Genomic DNA, 26,882 nt, shown 5'->3' with positions numbered 1-26,882 from the left:
GAATATGTCGTCCAGAAAATCGAATAGGCGTAAGGCTATATAATGTCCCTACCGGCCCGAACAGGCCAGCCGGTCGGCGGTCAATTTATCCGCCGAGCGTGATCGTGCCCGTCGATCGGTCGCCGCCCGCATCGCGCAGCTCGAGGCGGAAGCGCTTGTTCTCGGCGGTGGTGCCGACCAGCCCCTCGCCGCGATCGGTCAGGGTGAAATCGGCATCCGTCATCTTGTCGCGGAACCAGTCGCGCACCGTCTGCGGATCGGCGGGGCTGTCGAAGGTCATCACGAACGCCTTGTCGCGGCCATTGCCGACATCGACGTTGCGGATCTTCGAGCCGGGATAGAGATGGACGCCGTTCAGCTCGAAATTATCCGCCTCCAGCGACACCTTGGGCAGCTTGAACGCGCCGGTGAATCCGGGCAGCGCCAGCTTCACCTCGCCCGACCTGCCGTCGACCGCCGCCACCGTCTGGCCGTCCGAGCTGTTGATCGTCACCGAGGTCCCGTCAGTCGGCCGGTCGCAACCCGCCAGCGCCCCCGCCAGCGCCAATGCCATGCCCAGCGAAAGGGGCAGGGCGGTTCGATGCAGGATGGTCATGACGGCAAACTCCCTCCAGTGTCCTGTCGGTCCGATACACGTGGGGGTGGTGTGTGGCGCGCACAAGCTGTCGACGCGCTGAACGCGGTTGACGGCGAAGGTGATCGGCTCGGTTGGGTTTTCCCGGTTTCCCTGGCGTCCGAACGCGCTTATGGGACAGGCATCATGTCCGAATCCCGTTCCGCTGATCCGGCGACCCCCGTCGCCGCCGACACCCCCGGCGCGCCCATCGGCTTTGTCGAATTCGTCCTGCTGATCGCGGCGCTGATGGCGCTGACCGCGCTGGGGATCGATTCGATGCTGCCCGCGCTGCCCGCCATCGGCGAGGCGCTGAACGCGTCGCCCACCCAGCGGCCGTTCGTCGTCACCGCCTTCCTGATCGGGTTCGGCGTGGCGCAGCTGGTGCATGGGCCGCTGGCGGACCGTTATGGGCGGCGGCGGGTGCTGATCGTGGCGCTGGTCATCTATATCATCGCCAATGGCGCGGCGGCGATGGCGGGCAGCTTCCTGCTGTTGATGGTCGCGCGCGTCTGTGCGGGCGCGGCGATTGCGGCGACGCGGGTGGCGACGGTGGCGCTGGTCCGCGACTGCTATCATGGTCGCGCCATGGCGCAGGTCATGTCGATCGCCTTCATGGTGTTCATGGTGGTACCGATCCTGGCGCCCGCCTTCGGTGAACTGGTGCTCTTGTTCGGCAACTGGCGGCTGATCTTCTGGACCATTGCGGGCCTCGCCACGCTGGTGCTGATCTGGTTCGCAGTCCGCATGCCCGAGACGCTGAAGCCCGAGGCGCGGCTGCCCATCTCGCTCGACCGGATCTGGCGCGGCTGGCGGCAGACCGCGGCCGACCGGCTGTCGCTGGGCTATACGCTGGCGGCGACCGCGCTGATGGCCGCGCTCTATGGCTATCTCAACTCGGTGCAGCCGATCATGGCGGTGACGTTCGGGCGCGAGAAGCTGCTCGCGCTGATCTTTGCCACGACCTCGGTGACGATGGCGGCGGCCAATCTGCTCAACTCGCGGATCGTCATGCGGCTGGGCACGCGGCTGATCAGCCACAGCTCGGTGACGATCCTGATCGTCGTCTCGGCGCTGCATCTGGCGATCGCTTGGTTCGGCGGCGAGTCGCTGGTCGTGTTCGCGGTGCTTCAGGCGATCACCATGGCCTGTTTCGGTCTGGCGACCTCCAATTTCTCGGCGATGGCGATGGAGAATATGGGCGGCATCGCGGGCACCGCGTCGAGCGTGCAGGGCTTTGCCAGCGTCACCATCGGATCGGTCATCGGCGCCGGGATCGGCCAAGCCTTTGACGGGACGACCCGGCCCTTGACGCTGGGCTTCCTGGTGGCGGGATGCGCGGCCTTCGCCTTCGTGTTCGCGACCGAGCGCGGGCGAATGTTCCGCCCCCTCTGACACGCGCACGGCCCGCGCCGGGAACCGGCCGGGCCGCCGCACCGTTCCACCCTCCACAGATCACAGGAGGCAAGGATGGGCGGACATCAGGTTTCCAGCCAGGGACCCGGCGACGATGGCTGGGACGAGGAAGGCTATGACGAGAGCCAGCGTGCCGAAATCCTGGAGGCGACGCGCGACGGCCCCAGCGATGGCGTGCTGATCACCGATATCGACCCCGATCTGGGCGACGATACGATGGAGGACGAGCCGATCGACGAACTCGACATGGACTCCGAAGAGGTGGGCGAGAGCGATGCCTCGGTCGACATGGCCGCCGAAGACATCGACGAGGACGATCTCCAGGAGGATTTCGAGGACGACACCGTCGCCGATGGCGATATCGACGAAGCCGACGACGCCGCGCTGCGGCCATGAACCGCCTGCCAGTCGCGCTGGCGGCCGGGGGGATCGTGCTGGTCGGCTGTTCGACCATGCCCGATCCCCGCTCCTCCATGCCGCCGATGGTCTCGACCGATTTCCGGTGCGAGAATGGCAGTCGCTTTTGGGTCCGTTTCGACAATCGCGACGACAGCGCGCTGATGCGGCTGGACGGCGATCTGGCGATACGCCTGACCGGTCAGCCGGTCGCATCCGGCATCCATTATGCCGGATTCGGCCATGACCTGCGCGGCAAGGGGGGTGAGGTTGTTTTGACACGCCCCACCGGCGATTCCCTCCGCTGCCAGGCCGTCCGCTGAGGCGCAGCCATCATTCAAGGCGAAAAAATGGCGGAAAATCTGGGCCGCCGCATTCTCCCCTCAATTGGTTCATCTAGGTGACAGGAACTGTGTCATCACGGCAACAGGTTCCCACAACGCGACCAAAATGACGATCTTCGTGCAACCCAGCACGGTTTTGCCGGTTAAGCGGGCCTGGGCTGAGCGGTTCGATCCGCCGCCCCACATAGAATAAGAGAAGGGTATCTCACATGCGTAAGCTTTCCCTCGTCGCCGCTGCGGCGGCCGCGTTCGTTGCCGTGCCTGCCATGGCACAGGACATGAACACCACCGACACGACGGCTGCGGCACCCGCCCCGGCCGCCGACACCGCGACCGCTCCCGATGGCACCCGCGCCTTCGGTATCGAGCCGTACGTCGCGGTCATGGGTGGTTGGGAGCAGTTCGATCGCCAGTCGGTCGCCGGCATTCCCACGCAGCCCAAGGGCTATAACCTGGACGGCGCGCTGGTCGAGGGCATCGTCGGCTTCAACGTGCCGCTGGGCCCCGTGTTCGTCGGCGCCGAGGGCGCGGTCGCCAAGGGCGTGTCGGGTGACATCGACTGGCAGTATGGCGCCTATGGCCGCGCGGGCTTCCGCGCCGGTGAGAGCGGCCTGTTCTACGGCAAGGTCGGCTATCGCTGGAACAACTTCCACAACTTCGCTCCGGGCGTCGCTGGCGACCTGAAGCGTGACTATCACGCGACCGTCTATGGCGTCGGCGCCGAAGTCGGCCCGAAGGACATCGGTCTGGGCGGCCTGACCGGCAACTCGGGTCTGCGTCTGCGTCTGGAAGTCTCGACCTTTGACGACGCGCACTCGTTCCGTCCGATGGCGGGTGTCGTCGCACACTTCTGATCCCTCGGGGTCCAGTTGGCGTAAGGTGGCGGGGTTCGGCAGTGATGCCGGACCCCGTTTTCCTTTGTGGACAGGCTTCCCATATCGATGGCGATGGTCGGTCGGGTAAAACGCAAGGCGGGACTGGCGGCCGCCGCCCAACGGGTCGAGCGGGCACCGCCTCGATCCTGCGCGCTGTGCGACCGGCCGCTGGGGGCGAAGGTGGAATGGCACCACCCCGTACCCAAGAGCGAAGGCGGGCGCGAGACAGTGCCGGTCCATCCCATCTGTCATCGGACCATCCATGCGACCTTTTCCAACGCGGAACTGGCGCGGGGGTTTTCGGACTTCGCGGTATTGCGCGCGCATCCGGAGATGGCGCGGTTCCTGCGGTGGATTGCAGGGAAACCGGCGGACTTCCATGCGCCGACGCGGGCGGCGCGGTGATTTAGTTCGCGCGAAGCCGCGATGGCGCGAATAGGTGTGGTTCGCGCAGAGGCGCGGAGGGCGCGGAGAAAAGAGGGCGGGGATTATATCCTCACATCCGTTCAGCCTGAGCGTAGTCGAAGGCCACGGGATAACGCCTGTTACACTATGAAATGTCGAGTTTGGCCTACGGCCGTAAGGGCTGTGGGGACACGGTTTCCCTTGGCCTTCGACTACGCTCAGGCTGAACGGAGAGTGGGGAGCGCGGGGCGCATCCAAATGATCTCCGCGCCCTCCGCGCCTCTGCGCGAACCACACCTATTCGCGCCATCGCGGCTTCGCGCGAAAAAAAAGGGCGGACCGAAGCCCGCCCTTTCGGCAATCACTCCGCCGCGACGCCCGCGGCCGAGAACATGTCGCCGGTCTCGCCCGGCTCCTCGTTCGCCGCCTTGGCGGTCTTGGCCTTTTGCCGGGTATCGAACGCGTCCCAGACGTCGTTCCACTGGCCGCGCGTCGCCGCCTTGGAATATTCGGTCGCGCGCGTCTCGAAGAAGTTCGCATGCTCCACGCCGTTGAGCAGCGGGGTCAGCCAGGGCAGGGGATGCTCGTCGATCATATAGATCGGCTTCAGGCCGAGCTGGCCCAGGCGCCAGTCGGCGATGTAGCGGATATACTTCTTGATCTCCTTGGGCTTCATCCCCTCGACCGGGCCCATTTCAAAGGCGAGGTCGATGAAATTGTCCTCCAGGCGGATCGTCGTCTGGCATACATCGGCGATGTCGTCCTTCACCGCCTTGGTCAGGCACTGGCGCTCTTGGCAGAAGGCGTGGAACATGCGGATGATGCCTTCGCAGTGCAGGCTCTCGTCGCGCACCGACCAGCTGACGATCTGGCCCATGCCCTTCATCTTGTTGAAGCGCGGGAAGTTCATCAGCATCGCGAAGGACGCGAACAGCTGGACGCCTTCGGTGAAGCCGCCGAACATCGCCAGCGTGCGCGCGATGTCCTCGTCGCTGTCGACGCCGAAATTCTGCATGTAATCATGCTTGTCCTTCATCTCGGCATATTCGAGGAAGGCGCCATATTCGCTCTCGGGCATGCCGATCGTGTCGAGCAGATGGCTGTACGCCGCGATGTGCACCGTCTCCATGTTGGAGAAGGCGGTCAGCATCATCTTGATCTCGGTCGGCTTGAACACCCGGCCATATTTCTCGTGATAGCAGTCCTGCACCTCGACGTCCGCTTGGGTGAAGAAGCGGAAGATCTGGGTCAGCAGGTTGCGCTCGTGATCGGTCAGCTTCTGCGCCCAGTCGCGGCAATCCTCGCCCAGCGGCACCTCTTCGGGCAGCCAGTGGAGCTGTTGCTGGCGCTTCCAGAACTCGAACGCCCAGGGGTATTCGAAGGGCTTGTACTGCTTGGAGGCTTGGAGAAGTGGCATCGGGGTTACTCCGGATACGAATGACGTGAAGAGGGTGAAGGCCGGTTCAGCCGCTGCTGGCCCAGGAGCGCAGAGCGGTGGCGAAACCGGCGAGAATGATCCCGCCCATGGCGAACATGGTGCCCGCGATCAGCCGGGCGTAACGGCCCTGCTCCGACCGGGGCGTGCGGAGCTGCAACAGCAGGATCAGCCCGATCCCGCCGAGCAAGGCCGCGACGGCGTACATGATGAACGCCGATGTCATGCGACCAATTCCGGTGTGGCGCGTTCCGAAACCGAACCCAACACAGGAGATTCAAGATGGTCGATGTCAGCCAGATCAAGGAACATGCCGAAGTCATCGGTGCGGACGGCGTCCATGTCGGGACGGTCGACCATGTCCAGGGCGACCGCATCAAGCTGACCAAGAACGACAGTCCCCAGACCGAGGACGGACAGGGCGCCAAGCATCATTACCTGCCGATCGGCCTGGTCGCCGAAGTCGAGGGCGATCAGGTCCGCCTGTCGGCGACCGCACAGAACGCCGTCGACCAGTTCGAAGAGGCGGAGTGAACTCCCAACCCCTCTCCCCTTGTGGGAGAGGGAGGGGCCCGCGGCCGCAGGCCGTGGGAGGGTGAGGGGGCCGTCCATCATGGGCGGCCCTTTTGCCTGTGCGCGATCCGCACGCCGATCGCCGCCACGACACCGTCGAGGTTGGTCATCACATCGGCATTGGCGAAACGGATCACGTCATAGCCTTCATGTTTGAGGACGCGAGTGCGTACGGCGTCGCTTTCCGACTTCACGGCATGGTCGTCGCCGTCGATTTCGACGATCAACCGTGCCGCGTGCGAGCAGAAATCCGCGTGGTACGGGCCGATCGGAACCTGACGGCGAAACTTCATGGTCGGCAGCGACTCACGCAAGGCACGCCATAGTCGGCGTTCGGGTTCGCCGGCGTTCTGACGCAGCTCGCGCGAGCGGGTGACGGTGGTGGCGGGGAGCAGCTGGCGCTTGGTCAGGCCCTGAGCGTTGCCCCTCACCCTTCCCACGGCCTGTGGCCGCGGGCCCCTTCCCTCTCCCACAAGGGGAGAGGGAGGATTGGAGGAATGAGGGGCCATGGCTCTGCCTTCCCGTCAGGCGATCAGCATTGCTCCTGCCTCACTGACAGGCCAGGCACTCGTCGTAATCGGTCGTCTCGCCGATCTCGAACTTGGGTGCGCTGATCGTGTTGTCCGCCTCGACGCCGCCGCTCCCTGCGAAACCGGCGCGCTGCACCGACTTCGACCGCAGATAATAGAGCGACTTGATGCCCAGCTCCCACGCGCGGAAGTGGAGCATCAGCAGGTCCCACTTCTCCACGTCGGCCGGGATGAACAGGTTCAGCGACTGCGCCTGGTCGATATAGGGCGTGCGATCCCCCGCCAGTTCGAGCAGCCAGCGCTGGTCGATCTCGAACGAGGTCTTGAACGTGTCCTTCTCTTCTTGGCTCAGAAAGTCGAGATGCTGGACCGAGCCGCCATGTTCGAGGATCGAGTTCCACACCGCGTCCGAGTTCTTCGACTTCTCGATCAGCAGCTTTTCAAGATAGGTGTTCTTGACCGAGAACGAACCCGACAGCGTCTTGTGGGTATAGATGTTCGCCGGGATCGGCTCGATGCACGCGCTGGTACCGCCGCAGATGATGCTGATCGACGCGGTCGGCGCGATCGCCATCTTGCAGCTGAAACGCTCCATCACGCCGACGTCGGCCGCATCGGGGCACGGGCCACGCTCGACCGCCAGCGTCATCGACGCCTGGTTCACCTGCGCGTTGATGTGCTTGAACATGCGCAGGTTCCACGACTTGGCCATCGCGCCCTCGAAGGGAATGCCACGCGCCTGGAGGAAGCTGTGGAAGCCCATCACGCCCAGGCCTACCGAACGCTCGCGACCGGCCGAATAGGCGGCCCGCTCCATGCCCGGCTCGTGGCGGTCGATATAGTCCTGAAGGACGTTGTCGAGGAAGCGCATCACGTCCTCGATGAACTGCTTGTCGTCCTTCCACTCGTCCCAGGTTTCCAGGTTCAGCGACGACAGGCAGCAGACGGCGGTGCGGTCCTTGCCCTTATGGTCGATGCCGGTCGGCAGCGTGATTTCCGAACACAGGTTCGAGGTCGACACCTTCAGCCCCAGCTCGCGGTGGTGCTTGGGCATGTTCTTGTTCACATGGTCGGCGAAGACGATGTACGGCTCGCCGGTCGCCAGACGGGTCTCGACCAGCTTCTGGAACAGCGCGCGCGCGTCGACCGTGGCGCGGACCTCGCCGGTCTTCGGGCTCTTGAGATGCCATTCGGCGCCGTCGCGCACCGCCTCCATGAAGGCGTCGGGGATCAGCACGCCGTGATGGAGGTTCAGCGCCTTGCGGTTGAAGTCGCCCGAGGGCTTCCGGATTTCCAGGAACTCCTCGATCTCGGGGTGCGAGATGTCGAGATAGCAGGCGGCCGAACCGCGACGCAGGCTACCCTGGCTGATCGCCAGCGTCAGCGAGTCCATCACGCGGACGAAGGGGATGATGCCGCTGGTCTTGCCGTTCAGGCCGACCGGCTCGCCGATGCCGCGCACCTGGCCCCAATAGGTGCCGATGCCGCCGCCACGCGAGGCGAGCCAGACATTCTCGTTCCAGGTGGTGACGATGCCGTCCAGGCTGTCGGGCACCGAGTTGAGGTAGCAGCTGATCGGCAGGCCGCGACCCGTGCCGCCGTTCGACAGGACGGGCGTGGCGGGCATGAACCACAGCTTCGAGATATAATCGTACAGCCGCTGGGCATGTTCGGCATTGTCGGCATAGGCCGAGGCGACGCGCACGAACAGGTCCTGATAGCTTTCGCCGGGCAGGAGGTAGCGGTCGTTCAGCGTTTCCTTGCCGAAATCGGTCAGCCGCGCGTCGCGGGCATGGTCGACCTCGACCGGATAGGGCTGCGGCCGGACCGACTTGGTGTCGGCGGGCGTCGGGGCCGGGGCGGCAATGTCCGCCGCCATCTTCTCAAGCATGTCAGTCGTCATGTCGCTATCCCGGTCATCCCTGAAGTCCATCATTGATGCCGCTCCTTTGTTCCTGATCCGTTCGGGTCGGTGCCCCGCCCCCGGCACAGCCGTGCCACAGGCGTCGCGAACGGTGGGAAATAGCATCGCAAAGGCCGTTTTCCGGCGCTTCCGCGATCCCGACCGGACCTGTCGGTCCGATCCCTTCCTACCAGCGATTGGGGTTGTCCCCGACCTCTTCCACTATCCATAGTGGAAAATCCCGGCGATCACCGCAAGGGGGGTAAAGCGCGGAAAGGGGGTTGGTTGCGACGAATGGCGGTCGTCAAAGCGGTGTCGAAACCCGCGACGCATGGATGTCTGCGGGGTTCGCGAAGCGCAAGCCCCAAAGAAATATTTTTGAGCGCCGACGGTGCCCGCCCCGGTCAGCCGAGCGACAGCCAGAACAGCGCCGCCAGCCCGGCCAGGGCGACCAGCATCTGGGGCGGGCGCAGCCGCGCGAAGTGGCGCGGCGCCCCGCCCCACCGGGCCAGCCAGGGATCGGTCAGCGCGATTGAGGCATAGCCGATCAGCAACAGCGCAAAGCCCGTCGCCGGCCCCGCAACCAGCGCCAGCAGCCCCAGCGAGAAGCGCAGGATCATGGTCAGCATCTGCGACACATGGGGCCCGCCGGGCGTGAAGAAGCTCAGGCCGCGCGCCACGCCCGCCAGGAAGATCAGGATCGCCGCCCCCCAGATCTGCCCGATCAGCAGCGCCAGCGGCACCTTCGCCCAAGCCGCCAGCGCCGCGATCGGCAGGACCAGCACCGGCCCATAGCCGAAGATCAGGCTGAGCGGGGGAATGCGCGCGTCGGCGGCCTCCGCCATGGGGAGGGGGCCGGGGGCGGGGGACGGTGCGGGGGAAGACATGACGGCGCGAACGTGCGGCGACCCTTTCCTATCCCGCCATCCGCCTCATGCCGATCGGTGATGCGGCTCGGCCTCGTCGCGCGCGACCTCCAGCCAGGGGTGGTCGTCGGGCAGCGGGGTGGCGAAGGCGATGCCGACCCGCCCTTCGCGCTCCCAGCGGATATAGCCGCGCAAGGGCGGGTCGACACCCAGCCGGACACCCACCGCCGCGCCGCCTACGATATAGGCGGGGGGCAGCCCCTCGATCATCATGCCGGTGGTCGACAGGTCGCGAAGCCGGACATCGACGGTCGCCCCGCCCGAGACGATCTGCGCGACGCGCAGGACCTTGGTGCGCGGCCGACGGTGCGACTTCATGCCCACCGGCGTGGCGCGCGCGCCCTGTTCGCTCAGCAGGCGGTGGACCTCCTCCACGCCGCTCGGCTTGCCATAGACATAGCCCTGGATATGGCTGCACCCCAGATCGCGGATCAGCGCGATCTCGTCCTGCAACTCGACGCCCTCGGCGGTCGTCTCCATGCCCAGCGTGTCGGCCAGCGTCACGATCGCGCGGATGATCGCGGCATTGCGGCTGCCGGTCCCGACCGCGCCGCGCACGAAGGACTGGTCTATCTTGATCTTGTCGAACGGCGCATGGCGCAGATAGCCGAGCGAGGAATAGCCGGTGCCGAAATCGTCCAGCGCCAGCCGCACGCCCAGCGCCTTGAGCGCCACGAACTGGCGCTGCGATTCCAGATCGTCGTTCAGGAAGACGCTCTCGGTGATCTCCAGCTCCAGCCGCGACGGGGCCAGTCCCGATTGCTCCAGCGCCTGACCGATCAGCACGGGCAGATGCGGCTTGGCGAACTGGATGGACGAGACGTTGACCGCCACCCGCGCGGCACGCGGCCAGCTCGCCGCCTCGAGACAGGCGGTGCGCAGCACCCATTCGCCGATCTGTTCGATCAGGCCGCATTCCTCGGCCACCGGTACGAACTGCGCGGGCGAGATGTCGCCCTGGGTCGGATGGGACCAGCGCAGCAGCGCCTCGAACCCGACAATCTCTTCGTCGCGGGTCGACACGACCGGCTGATAGGCGAGGCGGAACTGGTTCTGCGCGATGGCGGTGCGCAGATCCTCCTCCATCCGCTTGCGGCTGCGCGCGCCCTCCAGCATCGCCTCGGCATAGAATCGGTGGACGCCGCGCCCGTCGCCCTTGGCGGCATAGAGCCCCAGATCGGCGTTGCGGATCAGCGTCTGCGAGTCGGCGCCGTCCTGGGGCGCGATGGCGATGCCGATCGAACAGCCGATCGTCACGTCATGGCCCTGGATGCCATAGGGTTGCGACAAGGTATCGATGATGACCCTGGCCAGCGTCGCCAGCCTTTCGCGCGAATCGGTGCCGGGCAGCAGGATCTGGAACTCGTCGCCGCCCAGACGGCCGACCAGCCCGGCATCGCCCACCGCCTGCTCCAGCCGCCGCGCCACCTGTTGCAGCAACAGGTCGCCCGCCTGGTGGCCCAGCGTGTCATTGACCGCCTTGAACCGGTCGAGGTCCATCAGGAACAGCGCGGTCGGGCGATAGGGGCTGACCGATTGCTTGAGCATCGTGTCGAGCGACAGCTTCATCCGCTGGCGATTGGCGAGGCCAGTCAGGCTGTCGAACAGCGCCAGCCGGGTGATCTCCGCCTCCGAGCGGCGCTTTTCGGTCAGGTCCGAGCCCGAGCCGATAAAGCCGCGGAACCGGCCGATGCCGTCGATGATCGGACGGCCCGAGATCGACCACCATCGTTCCGGATCGCCCGCGCCCGAATCGACCGCGCAGACGGTATAGTCGGAAAAACTGGTGCGCGAGGCCATGTGGAAGGACAGCGTCCGTTCGGTCCCCGGTGCCGAGGGGTCCATCTGGAACAGATCGGTCAGCAACCGGCCCTTGCAGGCGAGGCCGGTGGACTGGAGATCCTCGGCCACCTTCCTCGACAGATAGGTCAGGCGCCCATGCCGGTCGGTTTCCCAGAACCAGCCGGTGCCATGTTCCTCGAACTCGGCGATCATCTTGACCGCCTGCTGCCCCTCGCCAAAGGCGCGGGCGCGGGCGTCCGCGACATTATAGTCCAGGCGGCCGACGCGCCGGGCGTTGAGGACCAGGATGATCAGCGGTGGCACCACCGCGCCGAGAATCGGGGCCAGCGGCACCCGCCAGGCCAGCGCCGCGATCACCGCCATGAAGGCGAAACCGAAGGAATAGCCGATCATCGCCCCGCGCACCGGATGCAGCATCGCGGCGGTCGTCCACATCGCGCAGATCAACGCCAGCGTCGGCGTCCAGGGGCCGGGGGCATGCTGCGACCCGATGACCAGCGCCAGCAGCGCGCCGGTCGCCAGCGCCACGAGGAAACCCAGTCCGACTAGATATTGCTTGAGCCGGTAGAAGGGCCATTGGCGCGCCTCGCCGCAGGCGAGCACGATGCCGAAGATCAGCGTGCTGCCGACCAGCACGCCGCTCGCAATCTCCTTCTGGACCTGCATCCAGGACGGGTCGTCGCGCAGGCTGAAGCTGAGGACGAGCGCGACCGCGACCAGATTCTGCAGGATCGCTAGCGGCCAGGTCCGGCACAGCGTCTGCAACCGCTTGAGATGCACCTCGACCAGCAGCTCGTCATTGTCCTCGACGAGCCCCAGCAAGGCCAGAAACGATAGGCGGTCGGAAGCGGAAGGCATGCGCGAAAGGGGGTCCCGATCGGTGGTCCCCCGTCTTGCCTCAGCGAAGTTAAGATAGATTAAAGTTTGGCCGGACGCGAAATGCCGTCATGGCTCCGCTGCGGCGTTGCAAGCCACGCGCCGCTGTCGCAAAAGGCGCGCATGACGACCCTGATCCGCGACACCGACCTGATCGAGAGCGTGGCCGACGCGCTCCAGTTCATCAGCTATTACCACCCGATGGATTATATCCGCGCGCTCGGCAAAGCCTATGAGGCCGAGAAGAGCCCGGCGGCCAAGGATGCCATCGCCCAGATCCTGACCAACAGCCGCATGTGCGCGGAGGGGCATCGCCCGATCTGCCAGGACACCGGCATCGTCACCGTCTTCGTCAAATGGGGCCAGGATTGCCGCCTGTCGGGCGACCGGTCGCTGCAGGAAGTGGTCGATGAAGGCGTGCGCCGCGCCTATCTCCACCCGGAGAACAAGTTGCGCGCCTCGATCCTCGCCGACCCCGCCTTCACCCGCCGCAACACCAAGGACAACACGCCTAGCGTCCTCCATGTCGAGATGGTGCCGGGCAACAAGGTCACCGTCGACGTCGCGGCCAAGGGCGGCGGGTCGGAGAACAAGTCCAAGTTCAAGATGATGAACCCGTCCGACTCGATCGTCGACTGGGTGCTGGAGATGGTGCCGCAGATGGGCGCGGGCTGGTGCCCGCCGGGGATGCTCGGCATCGGCATCGGCGGCACGGCGGAGAAGGCCGTGCTGCTCGCCAAGGAATCGCTGATGGGCGCGATCGACATGGGCCAGCTGAAGGAGCGCGGCCCCCGCAACGATATCGAGGCGCTGCGCATCGAGCTGTTCGACAAGGTCAATGCGCTGGGCATCGGCGCGCAGGGGCTGGGCGGCCTGTCCACCATCCTCGACGTCAAGATTCTCGACTGGCCGACCCATGCCGCGTCCAAGCCGGTGGCGATGATCCCCAATTGCGCCGCGACCCGCCATGCGCATTTCACGCTCGACGGCTCGGGCCCGGTCTATCTCGAAGCCCCCAAGCTTGAGGAATGGCCCAAGGTCGACTGGAAGCCCGACCTCCAGGCCGCTCGCCGCGTCGACCTGAACACGCTGACCGCAGAAGAGGTGAAGAGCTGGAAGCATGGCGACCGGCTGCTGCTGAACGGCAAGATGCTCACCGGCCGCGACGCCGCGCACAAGCGGATCAAGGACATGCTCGACCGTGGCGAGGAGCTGCCGGTCGAGTTTCGCGGCCGCGTGATCTATTATGTCGGGCCGGTCGATCCGGTGGGCGAGGAAGTGGTCGGCCCGGCGGGCCCGACGACCGCGACCCGCATGGACAAGTTCACCCGCATGATGCTCGACCAGGGCCTGCTCGCGATGGTCGGCAAGGCCGAGCGCGGTCCGGCGGCGACCGACGCGATCCGCGAATATCAGTCCGCCTATCTGATGGCGGTCGGCGGTGCGGCGTACCTGGTCGCCCGCGCGATCAAGGGATCGAAGGTCGTCGGCTTCGAGGATCTGGGCATGGAGGCGATCTACGAGTTCGACGTTGAGAATTTCCCCGTCACCGTCGCGGTCGACTCCGAGGGCCAGAACGTCCACACCCTGGCCCCGCTGGTCTGGCGGGACAAGATCGCCAAGGAAGGCCTGCTGACCCCCGCGTGATGGGGGCGACTCAGGGCTGATCGACATTCAGTACCGCTTCTTCTTTCCCTCTCCCCTGGACAGGGGAGAGGGTTAGCGAAGCTTGCCAGCCTGCTGGCTAGCGCAGCTTGGGTGAGGGGTTGAGCGAGCCTGAAGGCTCGCGCACTCGCGAAGCGAGTGCCCACCCCTCACCCAGCTCCGACTAAGCCTTTGCTTTCGCAAAGGCCAAGTCTGCGCAACCCTCTCCCCTCTGCGAGGGGCGAGGGCGGTTCTCAAGCGTCGGACGCGATCGCCATCCGTCCGTTCAATTCCTGTAGAGCGCGTCCAGTCGCTCGCCATAGATCTCGCGCAGGACGTGGCGGCGGATCTTCAAGGACGGGGTCAGCTGCTCGTTCTCGATCGTGAAGGGTTCGTCGGCGATGATGAAGCGGCGGATGCGTTCGGTCACCGACAGGTCGCGATTGACCCGGTCGACCGCCGCCGAGACCGCCGCGCGAAAATCCAGATCGTCGTCCAGCGCGGTGCGGTTGCACCCCGTCCCCGACTTCGCGCACCATTCCGCCGTCCATTCGGCATCGGGCACGATCAGCGCGACCATATAGGGGCGCCGGTCGCCCGCGATCATCGCCTGGCCGATCTCGGGTTGCAGGGTCAGCATCCCCTCGACCTTCTGGGGGGCGACATTCTCGCCCTTGTCGTTGATGATCAGGTCCTTCTTGCGGTCGGTGATGCGCAGGCGACCGGCCGTGTCGAACTCGCCGATATCGCCGGTATGCAGCCAGCCATCCTTCAGCACGCGCTCGGTCTCGACCGGATTGCGCCAATAGCCGTGCATGACCAGCTCGCCGCGCACCAGTATCTCGCCATCCTCGGCGATGCGGACCTCGGTATCCGCCAGCGGCGGGCCGACCGTTTCCATCCGCACGCCGGCGCGCGGCCGGTTGCAGGCGATGACCGGCGCGGCCTCGGTCTGGCCATAGCCTTGCAGCAAGGTGAGGCCGATCGAATGGAAGAACAGCCCGACCTGGGGGTTCAGCGGCGCGCCGCCCGACACCATCGCCTTCAGCCTTCCGCCGAACCTCTTGGCAATCTTGGGCTTGAACAGCGTCGCCACCGCCAGTTGCGCGGGCCGGTCGACCAGCCGGAGCTTGCCGTCATAGCTGCGCGCGCCCAGCGCCAGCGCCTGGTCGAGCAGACGCGCGCCGAGCCCGCCCTTCTTCTCGATCGCCTTGGCGATGCGGGTGTGCAGCACCTCGAACAGGCGGGGCACGACGAACATGATCGTCGGGCGCACCTCCTCGATATTGGCGGCCAGCTTGTCGAGGCCCTCGGCGTAATAGATCTGCCCGCCGAGCGCGATCGGGAAATGCTGGCCCCCGGTATGCTCATAGGCGTGGGAGAGGGGGAGGAAGGACAGGAACACCTCGTCCTCCCAGCCAAAATCCTCCGCGATCACCGCGCTGCACCCGGCGCAATTGTGCAGGATCGCGCCGTGATGCTGCATCACCCCGCGCGGCGCGCCGCCGGTGCCCGAGGTGTAGATGATGCAGGCCAGGTCCTTGCGGCCGAAATCGGCCTGCGCGGCCACCGCATCGGGCGCGGTCGGATGCGCGGCGATCAGCGCGTCATATTGGCGGCACTCGATCTGCGCGGGGCCGAGCTTGAGCGGCTCGAACCCGATCACCGTCTGGACATGGTTGGAGCGCAGCGCGGCGGGCAGCAGCGTCGTCGCCAGTTTCTGGGTCGAGACGATGACCGCGCGCGCGCCCGAATTCTCGATGATGTGGGTATGATCGCGCTCGGTATTGGTGGTGTAGGTCGGCACCGTGACGCAGCCCGCCGCCATGATGGCGAGGTCGGCGATGCACCATTCGGGGCGGTTCTCCGACACCAGCATCACCCGGTCGCCGCGTTGCAGCCCGGTCGCGCGCAGCCCCGCCGACAGGCTGGCCACCTGCCGCGCCGCCTCGGCCCAGCTGATCGCGTGCCACGCGCCGCCCTGCTTGCGCCACAGGAACGGCGCGTCGCCCTTCTCGGCGGCGCGGGTGAAGAACATGGTGACGAGATTGGGGAAATATTCGAGCGTACGCATGGTGCCTCTCCCACCGGCCCGTATCGTGCACGTCAACGCGCGATCGGGCTCTTTGTTTGCTGGTTCGTCGCTTACTCGGCCGGACGGCCCGGCTTGTCGCCGACACGCCGGATCGCCGTCATGCGACCCGTCACGTCGATCGCCACGCCCTCGCTGCGCGGATCGGCAGCGCCGACCCAGCGGCCGCCGACGCGCTCGATGGCATTGGCCTTCAGCCCCATCGGCGCGACCGTCACTGTCTCGCCCAGCGCCTGGAGGCCGGGGACCAGCGCAACCAGCGAAGTGCCCTGTTCGACCGTCGCCACATGGCCCGGCGCGAAGAGCAGCCCCTGCGCGATCGCATCCTGCGCACTCAGCTTCCAGTCGATGACGCCGATGATCGCCTTGGCGACCTGCGCGATGATGGTCGACCCGCCCGCCGCGCCGATCGCCAGCCGGACCTTGCCGTCGGGGCCATAGACGATGGTCGGCGACATCGAGCTGCGCGGACGCTTGCCGCCCTCGACCCGGTTGGCGACGAGATCGCCGTCCTTGACCGGCACGATGTCGAAATCGGTCAGTTCGTTGTTGAGCATCGTGCCGTCGACCGACAGGCCCGATCCGAACGAGCCCTCGACGGTGGTCGTCACTTCGGCGACATTGCCCGCGTCGTCCACGGTCACGAGGTCGGTGGTGCCGGGCACCTCGCTGACCGGCGCGCGGACGCGCGGCGGGGCGCCGGGCGGCGTGCCGGGCGACACCGAGGCCATGGTGCGATCGGGCGAGATCAGCGCCGAGCGGTCGGCGATATAGGCCGGATCGAACAACCCTTTCAGCGGTACGCGGACATAATCGGGGTCGCCCAGATACATGTCGCGATCGGCATAGGCGAGCCGCGAGGCCTCGGCGAAGAGATGCCAGGAGACCGGCGAATCCTTGCCCAGCTTGGCCATGTCGAAGCGTTCGAGCAGCTTCAGGATCGACAACATGGTCGATCCGCCGCCCGAGGATGGGCCCATGCTGCAAATCCGGTAGCCGCGATAGGGCGCGCAGAGCGGCGGGCGGGGCTTGGCGGCATAGGTGGCGAGATCGCCGGTCGTCATCTTCGACGGGTTGCGCGGGGCGGTGTTGACGGTCGTGACCAGCTTCTGCGCCTGGGGGCCGACATAGAAACTGTCGGGGCCGAGCCGTGCGATCCGCTCGAGCAGCGCGGCCTGTTCGGGATTGCGGATGATGCTGCCCAGCGGGAGGACCTGGCCATCGGGGCCGGTCAGCCGCGCGCGGGTCGCGGCATCGACATGGCCGCCATAGCGGGTCAGCGCGGTCTGGAGCCGCGGGGTCAGCTGGAACCCGTCGCGCGCCAGTCGGATCGCGGGCTGGAACAGCCGCGCCCAGGGCAGCCTGCCGCCTTTGGCATGCGCCAGCGCCATGCCGCGCAGCGCGCCGGGGACGCCGACGCTGCGCCCGCCGGGAACCGCCTCGGCATGGGATAGCGGGCGGCCATCGGGGCCGTAGAACCAGTCGGGGGTGGCGGCCATCGGCGCGGTCTCGCGCGCGTCGATCGTGTCGGTGCCGCGCGCGCCGTGGCGGACCCAGTAGCTGCCGCCGCCGATGCCGGAGCTTTGCGGCTCGACCACGTTGAGCGCCAGCATGGTCGCGATCGCGGCGTCGGTGGCGCTGCCCCCGGCGCGCAGGATCTCGACCCCGGCGGCGGCGGCGCGGGGATCGGCGGCGCTGACCATGCCCTGGGCGGGGGCCTTGACGGCGGGCTGGCGCGCCTCGACGGGCGCGACGGGGGCCAGCGCGAGCGCCGCCACGGAGAGGAGCCAGTGCTTCATGCCGCCGACCCTAGCGGCAAGGGTCGGCCCCCGCCAAGCCGTAACGTCAGGCGCCGACCGCTTCGGCGATGCTGGCGAAACCGTCGCGGGCGAGCAGCGCGTCGAGATCGGCGAGGATGCGCGCGGCCAGCCCCGGCCCTTCATAGACCAGCGCGGAGTAGAGCTGGACCAGGCTCGCGCCGCTGCGGATGCGGGCATAGGCCTCCGCGCCCGAATCGATCCCGCCCGCCGCGATCAGCGTCATCGCCGCCCCGGTGGCCTTGCGGAAATCGGCGAGCCGTGCGCGGGCCAGCGGGGCGAGCGGACGGCCCGACAGTCCGCCGGTCTCGGCGGCGTTGCCGCTCTTCACGTCCGGCCGGGTGATGGTGGTGTTGCCGATGATGATCGCGTCCAGCCGGTTGTCGATCGCGGCGCGGGCGATCTCGTCGATCTGCGCGGGCTCCAGGTCGGGGGCGACCTTCAGGAACAGCGGCACGGCGCCCGCGGCTTCGCGCGAGGCGGCCAGAAGCTCGGCGAGGGCGGGGCCGTGTTGCAGATCGCGCAGGCCCGGCGTGTTGGGGCTGGAGATGTTGATCGTGACATAATCGGCGATCGGCGCGGCCTGGGTCACGCCGTGGCGATAGTCGGCGATGCGGTCGGCCGCGTCCTTGTTCGCGCCGACATTGATGCCCAACACGCCCTTGCGCTTCGCGGCGCGCGCCCGCGCCAGTCCCGCATCCAGCCCGCCATTGTTGAAGCCATAGCGGTTGACCACCGCCTTGTCCTCGACCAGCCGGAACAGGCGGGGCTTGGGGTTGCCGGGCTGGGGCCTGGGGGTCAGCGTGCCGATCTCCACCATGCCGAAGCCCAGCCCGAAAAAGCCGTCGATCGCCTCGCCATTCTTGTCGACCCCCGCCGCCAGCCCCAGCGGGTTGGCGAAGTCGATCCCAGCCACCCGCGTCGCCAGCCGGGGATAGCGCGCCGGATCGGCCCCCATCGGCGCGCCCAGCGACCCCCAGCGCGACAGCATCGAAACCGTCAGACCATGGGCGCGCTCGGCATCGAGGGCGAAGAGGAGCGGGTGATAAAAGGCCATGTCGGCCCGGTTAGCGGATTGCGGGGGGAGGGGGAAGATTGTGCTTTCTTCCGTCAATTTCTCCGCTCCCCCTCCCGCAGGCGGGAGGGGGTAGGGGGGAGGGCAGGGTGTCTCACCGAGCCTGCCGCCCGTGGCCCTTCCCTCCCTCATCCCAGTCTCAGGTAAACGATGCCCCGCATCGTTCAGGTCATGCCGGGGGCATGACCGGCCTGAAACTCGCTTGCGGGGGGGGGGGGGGGGGGGGAGCGGCAAGATCGAAGCAGCGTGCGCCATCATTGAGTCAGTGCCCGTAAAGGAACGCTATCACCCAACATGGGTTGGTGGGGACCCACAGGGAGATCCCCCCGATGAAGACCCCCGTCGCATTCACCCCCCAGGTCGAAGACGTGAAGCCCGATGAAGGCGAAACCGTCGACCAGATGAAACAATCCTTCGCGCATATCCTCGACACCACGTCCAGGGACTATGGCCACGGCGTCCGCGCGGTCCATGCCAAGGCGCATGGCATCATCCGGGGTAAGCTGACGGTGCATGGCAATCTCCCGCCCGAGCTGGCGCAGGGGCTGTTCGCGACGCCGGGCGAGTATGAGGCGGTGGCGCGCATCTCGACCAATCCGGGGGACATATTGGACGATGCGATCGCGTTGCCGCGCGGATTGGCGCTGAAGGTGATCGGGGTCGAGGGCGAGCGGCTGCCCGGTTCGGAGGGCGATGCGACCCAGGACTTCGTGATGGCCAATGCGCCGGTCTTCACCGCACCGACGGCGGACGCCTTTGCCAAGAACCTGAAGATGCTGGCCGCAACCACCGACAAGGCGGAGGGCGGCAAGAAGCTGCTGTCCGGCATATTGCGCGGGATCGAGGCGACGTTGGAGACGGTCGGGATCGAAAGCGCGACGCTCAAGACGCTGGGCGGGGCCAAGCAGGTCCACCCGCTGGGCGAAACCTATTACAGCCAGACGCCGTTCCGCTATGGCGACCATATCGCCAAGTTCGCGCTATTCCCGGTCAGCCCCGCGCTGACCCAGCTGACCGGCGACACGGTCGACACCCATGACCGTCCCGATGCGCTGCGCGAGGTGGTGCGCGAGGTGATGATCGAGCAGGGCGGCCAATGGGAGCTGCGTGTCCAGCTCAACCGCGACCTGGACTCCATGCCGATCGAGGATGCGAGCGTCGAATGGAGCGAGGCGGACAGCCCCTATGTCACCGTCGCGACCTTCACCGCCGAACCGCAGATCAGCTGGCGCGACGGCGAGACGAATGCGATCGACGACGCGTTGTCCTACAGCATCTGGCACGGGCTGGCGGCGCACCGGCCGCTGGGCAATATCAACCGCGCGCGCAAGGACACGTACCGCTTCTCCGCCGAGTATCGCGGCCGGGTGAATGGCTGCCCGATGCACGAGCCGCGTGCCATGGCCGAGTTGCCGTGACGGGCGCGCGCAGGCTAGGACGGGCCGCATGATCCGCCTGTTTCATGTCAGCGACGTGCATTTCGGTGCCGAGGACCCCGCCGCGCTCGCCTGGTTCGCCGAGCGCGTGGCGGTGGAAAAGCCTGATGCCGTCATCATGACGGGCGACCTGACCATGCGCGCGACCAAGCGCGAGTTCCAGGCGGGCGGCGCGTGGCTGCAATCGCTCGGCGTGCCGGTGACGGTCGAGGTCGGCAATCACGACATCCCCTATTATTGGGACCCGTTCCGGCGGCTGTTCGCGCCCTATCAACGCTATGCCGCGGTCGAGCGGATGATCGAGAAGCCGCTCGACCTGCCCGGCGTGACCGTGGTGCCGCTCAAGACCACGGCGCGCGCCCAGTGGCGGTGGAACTGGTCCAAGGGGCGGGTCAGCACGGGGTCGCTGCGCCGCGCGCTGGCGCTGATCGAGCAGGCGCCCAAGGATCACCTGATCCTGGTCGCGGCGCACCATCCGCTGATCGAGGGGCCGACCAAGGGCACCGCCAAGACCCGCAACGGCGATGTCGCGCTGACCCAGCTCGCGGCGGCGGGCGCGCATGCGGTGCTGAGCGGGCATGTCCATGACCCGTTCGACGTGCCGATCGACCGCGATGGCCGGATCATCCGGATGATCGGCGCGGGCACCCTGTCCAAGCGGACGCGCAAGACGCCGCCCGCCTTCAACGAGCTGCGGATCGAGGGGCTGGGGTTCGAGACGCTGGTCCGCAGCCTCGATAAAGCCCCGCCGCATGTCATTACCGAGGATATGCGGGCGGGGTGATCGGAGGAGTTGGGCCCTGGCCTTCGACTTCGCTCAGGCGGAACGGAGGTTGGGGCCCGCTTTCTGATCGCCAGCCGTTCGGGCTGAGCGAAGTCGAAGCCCAGGCCCCGACCTCGCCGAAAATCACCCCCGCATCACATGCGGCCGCGCCGCGATCTGGTCGTACATCCGCCCCGGCTGGTCGAGCCAGATCGGCGACAGCTTGGTCGAGTCCGCCCGCGCCAGCCCGACCGCATAGGTGCAGCGCGCCACACCCCAGTCGGTATGCGCGGCGGCGGCCAGGATGGGCACGAACATGGGGCGGCCCGCCGCATCGATCACATGGATCGCCTCGCGCGGCAGCGCGGTGACCCCGCGGACCGTCCGGCTCTCGCCCGGCGCCAGCGCGAAGGGCGGAACCACCGGCCGTCCCTGCGGCTGATAGGCGAGTTCGACGAGCTGCTCGTCGAGCCCGGCATGCGCGCTGAGCAGCCGCAGATCGACCGCGACCCGCCCGATCGGGGTCGCGCCGGTGTTGCGGACCGTCACCTCCGCCTCGATCGTCGCCGACAGCATGTTGAGTCCGACGCGTAGCGGGCGCGCCTCGACCGCCAGGAAGCTGGGCTCGGGCGGCAGCGGCGGCAGCGCTGGCGGGGCCGGGGGGGCGATCGGCTCGGGCGCGGCGGGGGCGGGGCGCGGGTCGGGCCCCGCCGGACGCGTCGCCACCGGCTCGGCGGCGGGTTCTGCGCGGGGCGACGGCGCGGGCAGCGCGCGCGCGGGGCGGCTGCGCCGACCCAGCCAGATTCCGATCAGCAACGCCGTCAGCCCGGTGCCGATCAGCAGCGGCCAGAAGGGCAGGGCGCGATCCGTGTCGGCCTGTTCGGGCGCGGTGGTGCCCGGCGCGACGATGGCCGGGGCCTGGCCATTGCTGATCGTCATGCCGTCCATCGATTCGGTCCGGTCGACCATCGGCGTCTCGGGATCGGGCAGGCGCGTCGCGGGCGGCTCGGGCGAGGGCAGCGGCGTCGGCTCGGCGGCCGGGCTGGGCGTCGGTGTCGGCGACGGCGCGGGCGTGGGGCGCGGCGTCGGCCGGGGGGCGGGGGTCGCACGCGGGGTCGGCGTTGGCGTCGCCTCGGGCGTGGACTGGCCGGGCAGGACCAGGCGCGGCGTCGGCGGCGTCGGCACCGGGGTCTGGGTGGATTGCGGCGAGGATGCGCGCGGCGTCAGGCTGAATCCGTCCAGCCCGCCGGAGGAACGGCCCGCAGCGTCACTGTCCTGCGTGGTGGTCTGGGCGAGGACGGGGCTGGCGAGCATCGGGGCAAGCACCGGCGCCAGCGTCAGGGCAAGAAGGCGCGCGATGCGACGCGGCCCGGACGATGTCATCAACTGCATTCCTCGTGGTAACTACAATCTTCACCGGCCGCCTGGGCCATCGACCCGACCATATAGCCGTGCCCGGTAGGCCCGGCGGATGCAACCCCTTGTGTAGCGCGATATGCGGCCAATATATGGCAGAGCGCGCCGGGGCCGGAACTTTCCCGCCCTTGTGGCGTGCGGCGGCTGGACAGTTCGGGTGTCCGTCCCTATATGGCAATCATCCACCACAATCTTCGGGAAATGATGCGCCTTCGCGCAGCGTGTCGGTCGAATGGAAGATTGCTGGTTCAACGGACGCCGGATGCCGCCGCATGTGAATGCGAGCGGCCTTTCGGCGTCCGATGTTGCGTCCCGTCCGGAGGCATCCGGGCAGCGAATTGACGGCTGACGAGGCAGACAGACCCATGGCAACCAAGGCGATCGACAGCGGCTCCGCCCCGCGCAAGGGCGATGGCGGCACCGCCAAGCGGCGTATCCGCAAGGTGTTCGGCGACATCCACGAAGTGGTGCAGATGCCGAACCTGATCGAGGTTCAGCGCGAAAGCTACGAACAGTTCCTCCGTTCGGACAAGTCGCGGGGCCATGTCTCCGGGCTGGAAAAGACGCTGCGCAGCGTCTTCCCGATCCAGGATTTCGCCGGGACGGCGTATCTCGACTTCGACGACTACGTCCTCGAGGACCCGAAGTTCGACGTCGAGGAATGCCGCCAGCGGGGCATCACCTATGCCGCGCCGATGCGCGTCACGCTGCGCCTGACCGCGTTCGAGGTCGATCCCGACACCGAAGCCAAGTCGGTCATCGATATCAAGGAGCAGGACGTCTACATGGGCGACATGCCCCTGATGACGGAGAACGGCACCTTCTTCATCAACGGCACCGAGCGCGTCATCGTCAGCCAGATGCACCGTTCGCCGGGCGTGCTGTTCGACCATGACCGCGGCAAGACCCATGCCTCGGGCAAGTATCTGTTCGCCGCGCGCGTGATCCCGTATCGCGGCTCGTGGCTGGACTTCGAGTTCGACGCCAAGGACATCGTCAACGTCCGTATCGACCGCAAGCGCAAGCTGCCGGTGACGGCGCTGCTCTATGCGCTGGGCATGAACTCGGAAGAGATCCTCAACTATTTCTACAACCGCCTGACCTTCGTCCGCGGCGACGGCGGCTGGAAGATCCCGTTCCAGGCCGAGAACTGGCGCGGCGCCAAGCCGATGTTCGACATCGTCGATGCGAACTCGGGCGAGGTCGTGTTCCCCGCCGGTCAGAAGATTTCGCCCCGCGCCGCCAACAAGGCGGCCAAGGACGGCCTGACCCAGCTGCTGATCCCGACCGAGGAAATCTTCGGTCGTTACTCGGCCTATGACCTCATCAACGAGCAGACCGGCGAAATCTACGTCGAGGCCGGTGACGAGATCAGCGCCGAGAATCTCGAAGCGCTGGACAAGGCGGGCGTCGACACGATCGAGCTGCTCGACATCGACCATGTCGCCACGGGTCCGTGGATCCGCAACACGCTGAAGGCCGACAAGGCCGAAGAGCGCGAGCAGGCGCTGTCCGACATCTACCGCGTCATGCGCCCCGGTGAGCCGCCGACGCTGGAAACGGCCGAGGCGCTGTTCGCCGGCCTGTTCTTCGATCCCGACCGCTACGACCTGTCGGCCGTGGGTCGCGTGAAGCTGAACATGCGCCTCGACCTCGACTGCCCGGACACGGTGACGACGCTGCGCACCGAGGACATTCTGGCGGTCGTCAAGACGCTGGTCGATCTGAAGGACGGCAAGGGCGAAATCGACGATATCGACAATCTCGGCAACCGCCGCGTGCGTTCGGTGGGCGAGCTGCTGGAAAACCAGTATCGCGTCGGCCTGCTGCGCATGGAGCGTGCCGTGAAGGAGCGCATGTCGTCGGTCGACGTGTCGACGGTGATGCCGAACGACCTGATCAACGCCAAGCCTGCGGTCGCTGCGGTGCGCGAGTTCTTCGGTTCGTCGCAGCTGTCGCAGTTCATGGATCAGACCAACCCGCTGTCCGAAGTGACGCACAAGCGTCGCGTCTCGGCGCTCGGGCCGGGCGGTCTGACGCGTGAGCGTGCGGGCTTCGAGGTCCGCGACGTTCACCCGACGCACTATGGCCGTATCTGCCCGATCGAAACGCCGGAAGGCCCGAACATCGGTCTGATCAACTCGCTGTCGACCTTCGCGCGCGTCAACAAGTATGGCTTCATCGAGACGCCGTACCGCAAGGTGATCGACGGCCGCGTCACCGACGAGGTCGTGTACCTGTCGGCGATGGAAGAGCAGAAGCACACCGTCGCCCAGGCTTCGGCCGCGACGGATGCGGACAACCGCTTCACCGAGGATCTGGTCTCGGCGCGTCAGGCGGGCGAGTTCCTGATGGCGCTGCCCGATCAGATCACTCTGATGGACGTCAGCCCCAAGCAGCTCGTCTCGGTCGCCGCCTCGCTCATTCCGTTCCTGGAAAACGACGACGCCAACCGCGCGCTCATGGGCTCGAACATGCAGCGTCAGGCCGTGCCGCTGGTGAAGGCGGAAGCGCCCTTCGTTGGCACCGGCATGGAAGAGACCGTGGCGCGCGACTCGGGCGCGGCGATCGCGGCGAAGCGCGCTGGTATCGTCGACCAGGTCGATGCGAGCCGCATCGTGGTTCGCGCGACCGGTGAGGTCGATGCGGGCAAGTCGGGCGTCGACATCTACACGCTGATGAAGTTCCAGCGTTCGAACCAGTCGACCTGCATCAACCAGCGTCCGCTGGTGAAGGTGGGCGACGTCGTGAAGGCGGGCGATGTGATCGCCGACGGCCCCTCGACCGAGTTTGGCGAGCTGGCGCTGGGCCGTAACGCGCTCGTCGCGTTCATGCCCTGGAACGGCTACAACTATGAGGACTCGATCCTCATCTCCGAGCGGATCGTGAAGGACGACGTGTTCACGTCGATCCATATCGACGAGTTCGAAGTCATGGCGCGCGACACCAAGCTCGGGCCGGAAGACATCACCCGCGACATTCCGAACGTGGGTGAAGAGGCGCTGCGCAACCTCGACGAGGCGGGCATCGTCTATGTCGGGGCCGAAGTGGAGCCGGGCGACATCCTGGTCGGCAAGATCACGCCGAAGGGCGAATCGCCGATGACGCCGGAAGAAAAGCTCCTCCGCGCGATCTTCGGTGAAAAGGCCAGCGACGTGCGCGACACCTCGCTCCGCCTGCCGCCGGGCGTCGCCGGTACGATCGTCGACGTGCGCGTCTTCAATCGTCACGGCATCGACAAGGACGAGCGCGCGATGGCGATCGAGCGTGAGGAGATCGAGCGTCTGAAGAAGGACGCCGACGACGAGCGCACGATCCTCAACCGGGCGACCTGGAGCCGCCTGCGCGAGATGCTGCTCGACCAGACCGCCACCGCCGCGCCCAAGGGCGTGAAGAAGGGCATCGTGATCGATGCCGAGGTGCTGGAATCGGTCGATCGTCACGAATGGTGGAAGTTCGCCGTCGCCGACGATGCGCGCCAGAGCGATCTGGAAGCGGTCAAGGCCCAGTATGACGAAGCCGCCAAGCGGATCACGGACAAGTTCCATGACCGCCGCGACAAGCTGGAGCGTGGTGACGAGCTGCCGCCGGGCGTGCTGAAGATGGTCAAGGTCTTCGTCGCGGTGAAGCGCAAGCTGCAGCCGGGCGACAAGATGGCCGGCCGTCACGGCAACAAGGGCGTCATCAGCCGCATCCTGCCGCAGGAGGATATGCCCTTCCTCGCGGACGGTACGCCGGTCGATCTCGTGCTGAACCCGCTGGGCGTGCCGTCGCGCATGAACGTCGGTCAGATCTTCGAGACCCATCTCGGCTGGGCGGCGCGCAACCTGGGTATGCAGGTCGCGGCGCAGCTGGAGGATTGGCGCGAAGCCAATCCCGACGCCAAGCCGGGCGCGGTGCCGGAAGCGGTGAAGGCGCGGCTCGTGGAAATCTACGGCGATCACTATGCCGAAGACATCCAGAACCGTGATGACGAGGAAGTGGCCGAGCTGGTCCAGAACATCCGCACCGGCGTGCCGATGGGGACCCCGGTGTTCGACGGCGCGCGCGAGAGCGACGTGTCGGAGATGCTGGAACTGGCGGGCCTGCACACCTCGGGCCAGTCGGACCTGTTCGACGGGCGCACCGGCGATCAGTTCGACCGCAAGGTGACCGTGGGCATCATCTACATGCTGAAGCTCCACCACCTGGTCGACGACAAGATCCACGCCCGTTCGATCGGCCCGTACTCGCTCGTCACCCAGCAGCCGCTGGGTGGTAAGGCGCAGTTCGGTGGCCAGCGCTTCGGTGAGATGGAAGTGTGGGCGCTGCAGGCTTATGGCGCGGCGTACACGCTCCAGGAAATGCTGACGGTGAAGTCGGACGACGTGGTCGGCCGCACCAAGGTCTACGAAGCGATCGTCAAGGGCGACGACACCTTCGAGGCGGGCATTCCGGAGAGCTTCAACGTGCTGGTCAAGGAAATGCGCTCGCTGGGTCTCAACGTCGACCTCAAGTCGATGGAAGAGGCGCAGGACGACGGTCTGGCCGAGGCGGCGGAGTAA

The 26,882-nt window shown here is 67.0% G+C and carries 21 protein-coding genes; 10 read left to right on the top strand and 11 right to left on the bottom strand.

The features are described from left to right. Positions 1-85 precede the first annotated feature (85 nt). Positions 86-595 carry a hypothetical protein gene (locus QE360_RS03755; protein WP_309699399.1) on the bottom strand — a complete coding sequence of 170 codons (510 nt, stop codon included), beginning with the start codon at positions 593-595 and terminating at the stop codon, positions 86-88. A 165-nt stretch (positions 596-760) separates the two neighbouring features. Here QE360_RS03755 and QE360_RS03750 point away from each other — a divergent pair, with 165 nt between their 5' ends. The 5 genes from QE360_RS03750 to QE360_RS03730 all read left to right on the top strand — a co-directional run bounded on the left by QE360_RS03750 (position 761) and on the right by QE360_RS03730 (position 4,049). Next, on the top strand, positions 761-2,008 hold the full coding sequence (locus QE360_RS03750; protein WP_309699397.1) for a multidrug effflux MFS transporter: 1,248 nt from the start codon (positions 761-763) through the stop codon (positions 2,006-2,008). Positions 2,009-2,083: 75 nt separating this feature from the next. Further along, positions 2,084-2,425: a DNA primase gene (locus tag QE360_RS03745; RefSeq protein WP_309699394.1), complete on the top strand. Its 342-nt coding sequence runs from the start codon at positions 2,084-2,086 to the stop codon at positions 2,423-2,425. Next, entirely contained in the window at positions 2,422-2,748 is a 327-nt protein-coding gene (locus QE360_RS03740; protein WP_309699392.1) for an MliC family protein, read from the top strand. Before QE360_RS03745 ends, QE360_RS03740 begins: the two co-directional genes overlap by 4 nt. Positions 2,749-2,978: 230 nt before the next feature. Further along, on the top strand, positions 2,979-3,623 hold the full coding sequence (locus QE360_RS03735) for an outer membrane protein (protein ID WP_307102644.1): 645 nt from the start codon (positions 2,979-2,981) through the stop codon (positions 3,621-3,623). Between the two features lie 93 nt (positions 3,624-3,716). Further along, positions 3,717-4,049, top strand: coding sequence for an HNH endonuclease (locus tag QE360_RS03730; protein WP_309704049.1), 333 nt, complete (start codon positions 3,717-3,719; stop codon positions 4,047-4,049). A 361-nt stretch (positions 4,050-4,410) separates the two neighbouring features. Here QE360_RS03730 and QE360_RS03725 read toward each other — a convergent pair whose 3' ends face one another. Beyond that, entirely contained in the window at positions 4,411-5,466 is a 1,056-nt protein-coding gene (locus QE360_RS03725) for a ribonucleotide-diphosphate reductase subunit beta (RefSeq protein ID WP_261268832.1), read from the bottom strand. A 46-nt stretch (positions 5,467-5,512) separates the two neighbouring features. Continuing rightward, entirely contained in the window at positions 5,513-5,710 is a 198-nt protein-coding gene (locus QE360_RS03720; protein ID WP_307102650.1) for a hypothetical protein, read from the bottom strand. A gap of 56 nt (positions 5,711-5,766) precedes the next feature. Here QE360_RS03720 and QE360_RS03715 point away from each other — a divergent pair, with 56 nt between their 5' ends. Then, positions 5,767-6,018, top strand: coding sequence for a DUF2171 domain-containing protein (locus QE360_RS03715; RefSeq protein WP_261268835.1), 252 nt, complete (start codon positions 5,767-5,769; stop codon positions 6,016-6,018). A 77-nt stretch (positions 6,019-6,095) separates the two neighbouring features. On the opposite strand, the gene QE360_RS03710 is transcribed toward QE360_RS03715, so the two are convergent. From QE360_RS03710 to QE360_RS03695, 4 genes are all read right to left on the bottom strand, one after another. After that, complete coding sequence (locus QE360_RS03710; protein ID WP_309699389.1) at positions 6,096-6,488, bottom strand: DUF559 domain-containing protein; 393 nt, start codon at positions 6,486-6,488, stop codon at positions 6,096-6,098. A 118-nt stretch (positions 6,489-6,606) separates the two neighbouring features. Beyond that, the gene (locus tag QE360_RS03705) at positions 6,607-8,520 is read right to left on the bottom strand and encodes a ribonucleoside-diphosphate reductase subunit alpha (protein WP_309704047.1); all 1,914 of its coding nucleotides are present in this window, start codon (positions 8,518-8,520) and stop codon (positions 6,607-6,609) included. A gap of 374 nt (positions 8,521-8,894) precedes the next feature. Then, entirely contained in the window at positions 8,895-9,335 is a 441-nt protein-coding gene (locus QE360_RS03700; RefSeq protein WP_309699387.1) for a DUF3429 domain-containing protein, read from the bottom strand. Between the two features lie 87 nt (positions 9,336-9,422). Beyond that, the gene (locus QE360_RS03695; RefSeq protein WP_309699386.1) at positions 9,423-12,077 is read right to left on the bottom strand and encodes an EAL domain-containing protein; all 2,655 of its coding nucleotides are present in this window, start codon (positions 12,075-12,077) and stop codon (positions 9,423-9,425) included. 141 nt (positions 12,078-12,218) lie between these two features. Between QE360_RS03695 and QE360_RS03690 the strand changes: the two genes are divergently transcribed. Continuing rightward, the gene (locus QE360_RS03690; protein WP_309699384.1) at positions 12,219-13,742 is read left to right on the top strand and encodes a fumarate hydratase; all 1,524 of its coding nucleotides are present in this window, start codon (positions 12,219-12,221) and stop codon (positions 13,740-13,742) included. Positions 13,743-14,025: 283 nt separating this feature from the next. On the opposite strand, the gene QE360_RS03685 is transcribed toward QE360_RS03690, so the two are convergent. The 3 genes from QE360_RS03685 to QE360_RS03675 all read right to left on the bottom strand — a co-directional run bounded on the left by QE360_RS03685 (position 14,026) and on the right by QE360_RS03675 (position 18,705). Continuing rightward, complete coding sequence (locus QE360_RS03685) at positions 14,026-15,813, bottom strand: AMP-dependent synthetase/ligase (protein WP_309699382.1); 1,788 nt, start codon at positions 15,811-15,813, stop codon at positions 14,026-14,028. A gap of 71 nt (positions 15,814-15,884) precedes the next feature. Continuing rightward, entirely contained in the window at positions 15,885-17,630 is a 1,746-nt protein-coding gene (gene ggt / locus QE360_RS03680; RefSeq protein WP_309699380.1) for a gamma-glutamyltransferase, read from the bottom strand. 46 nt (positions 17,631-17,676) lie between these two features. Next, positions 17,677-18,705, bottom strand: a complete 1,029-nt coding sequence (locus QE360_RS03675; RefSeq protein ID WP_309699378.1) for a quinone-dependent dihydroorotate dehydrogenase — start codon at positions 18,703-18,705, stop codon at positions 17,677-17,679. A 347-nt stretch (positions 18,706-19,052) separates the two neighbouring features. Here QE360_RS03675 and QE360_RS03670 point away from each other — a divergent pair, with 347 nt between their 5' ends. Both QE360_RS03670 and QE360_RS03665 read left to right on the top strand, forming a co-directional pair. Then, positions 19,053-20,141, top strand: a complete 1,089-nt coding sequence (locus tag QE360_RS03670) for a catalase family protein (protein WP_309699376.1) — start codon at positions 19,053-19,055, stop codon at positions 20,139-20,141. 28 nt (positions 20,142-20,169) lie between these two features. Beyond that, the gene (locus tag QE360_RS03665; protein WP_309699374.1) at positions 20,170-20,943 is read left to right on the top strand and encodes a metallophosphoesterase; all 774 of its coding nucleotides are present in this window, start codon (positions 20,170-20,172) and stop codon (positions 20,941-20,943) included. A gap of 123 nt (positions 20,944-21,066) precedes the next feature. Here the strand turns inward: QE360_RS03665 and QE360_RS03660 are convergent, their stop codons facing one another. Then, the gene (locus tag QE360_RS03660; RefSeq protein ID WP_309699372.1) at positions 21,067-22,305 is read right to left on the bottom strand and encodes a hypothetical protein; all 1,239 of its coding nucleotides are present in this window, start codon (positions 22,303-22,305) and stop codon (positions 21,067-21,069) included. A gap of 398 nt (positions 22,306-22,703) precedes the next feature. Between QE360_RS03660 and rpoB the strand changes: the two genes are divergently transcribed. Further along, positions 22,704-26,882 (top strand): DNA-directed RNA polymerase subunit beta, encoded by a 4,179-nt coding sequence (rpoB, locus tag QE360_RS03655; RefSeq protein WP_309699370.1) that lies wholly within the window; start codon positions 22,704-22,706, stop codon positions 26,880-26,882.

It is taken from the genome of Sphingomonas sp. SORGH_AS_0789 (genome assembly GCF_031453055.1).
Lineage (GTDB): Bacteria > Pseudomonadota > Alphaproteobacteria > Sphingomonadales > Sphingomonadaceae > Sphingomonas.
This window is presented reverse-complemented; position numbering and strand designations above follow the sequence as displayed.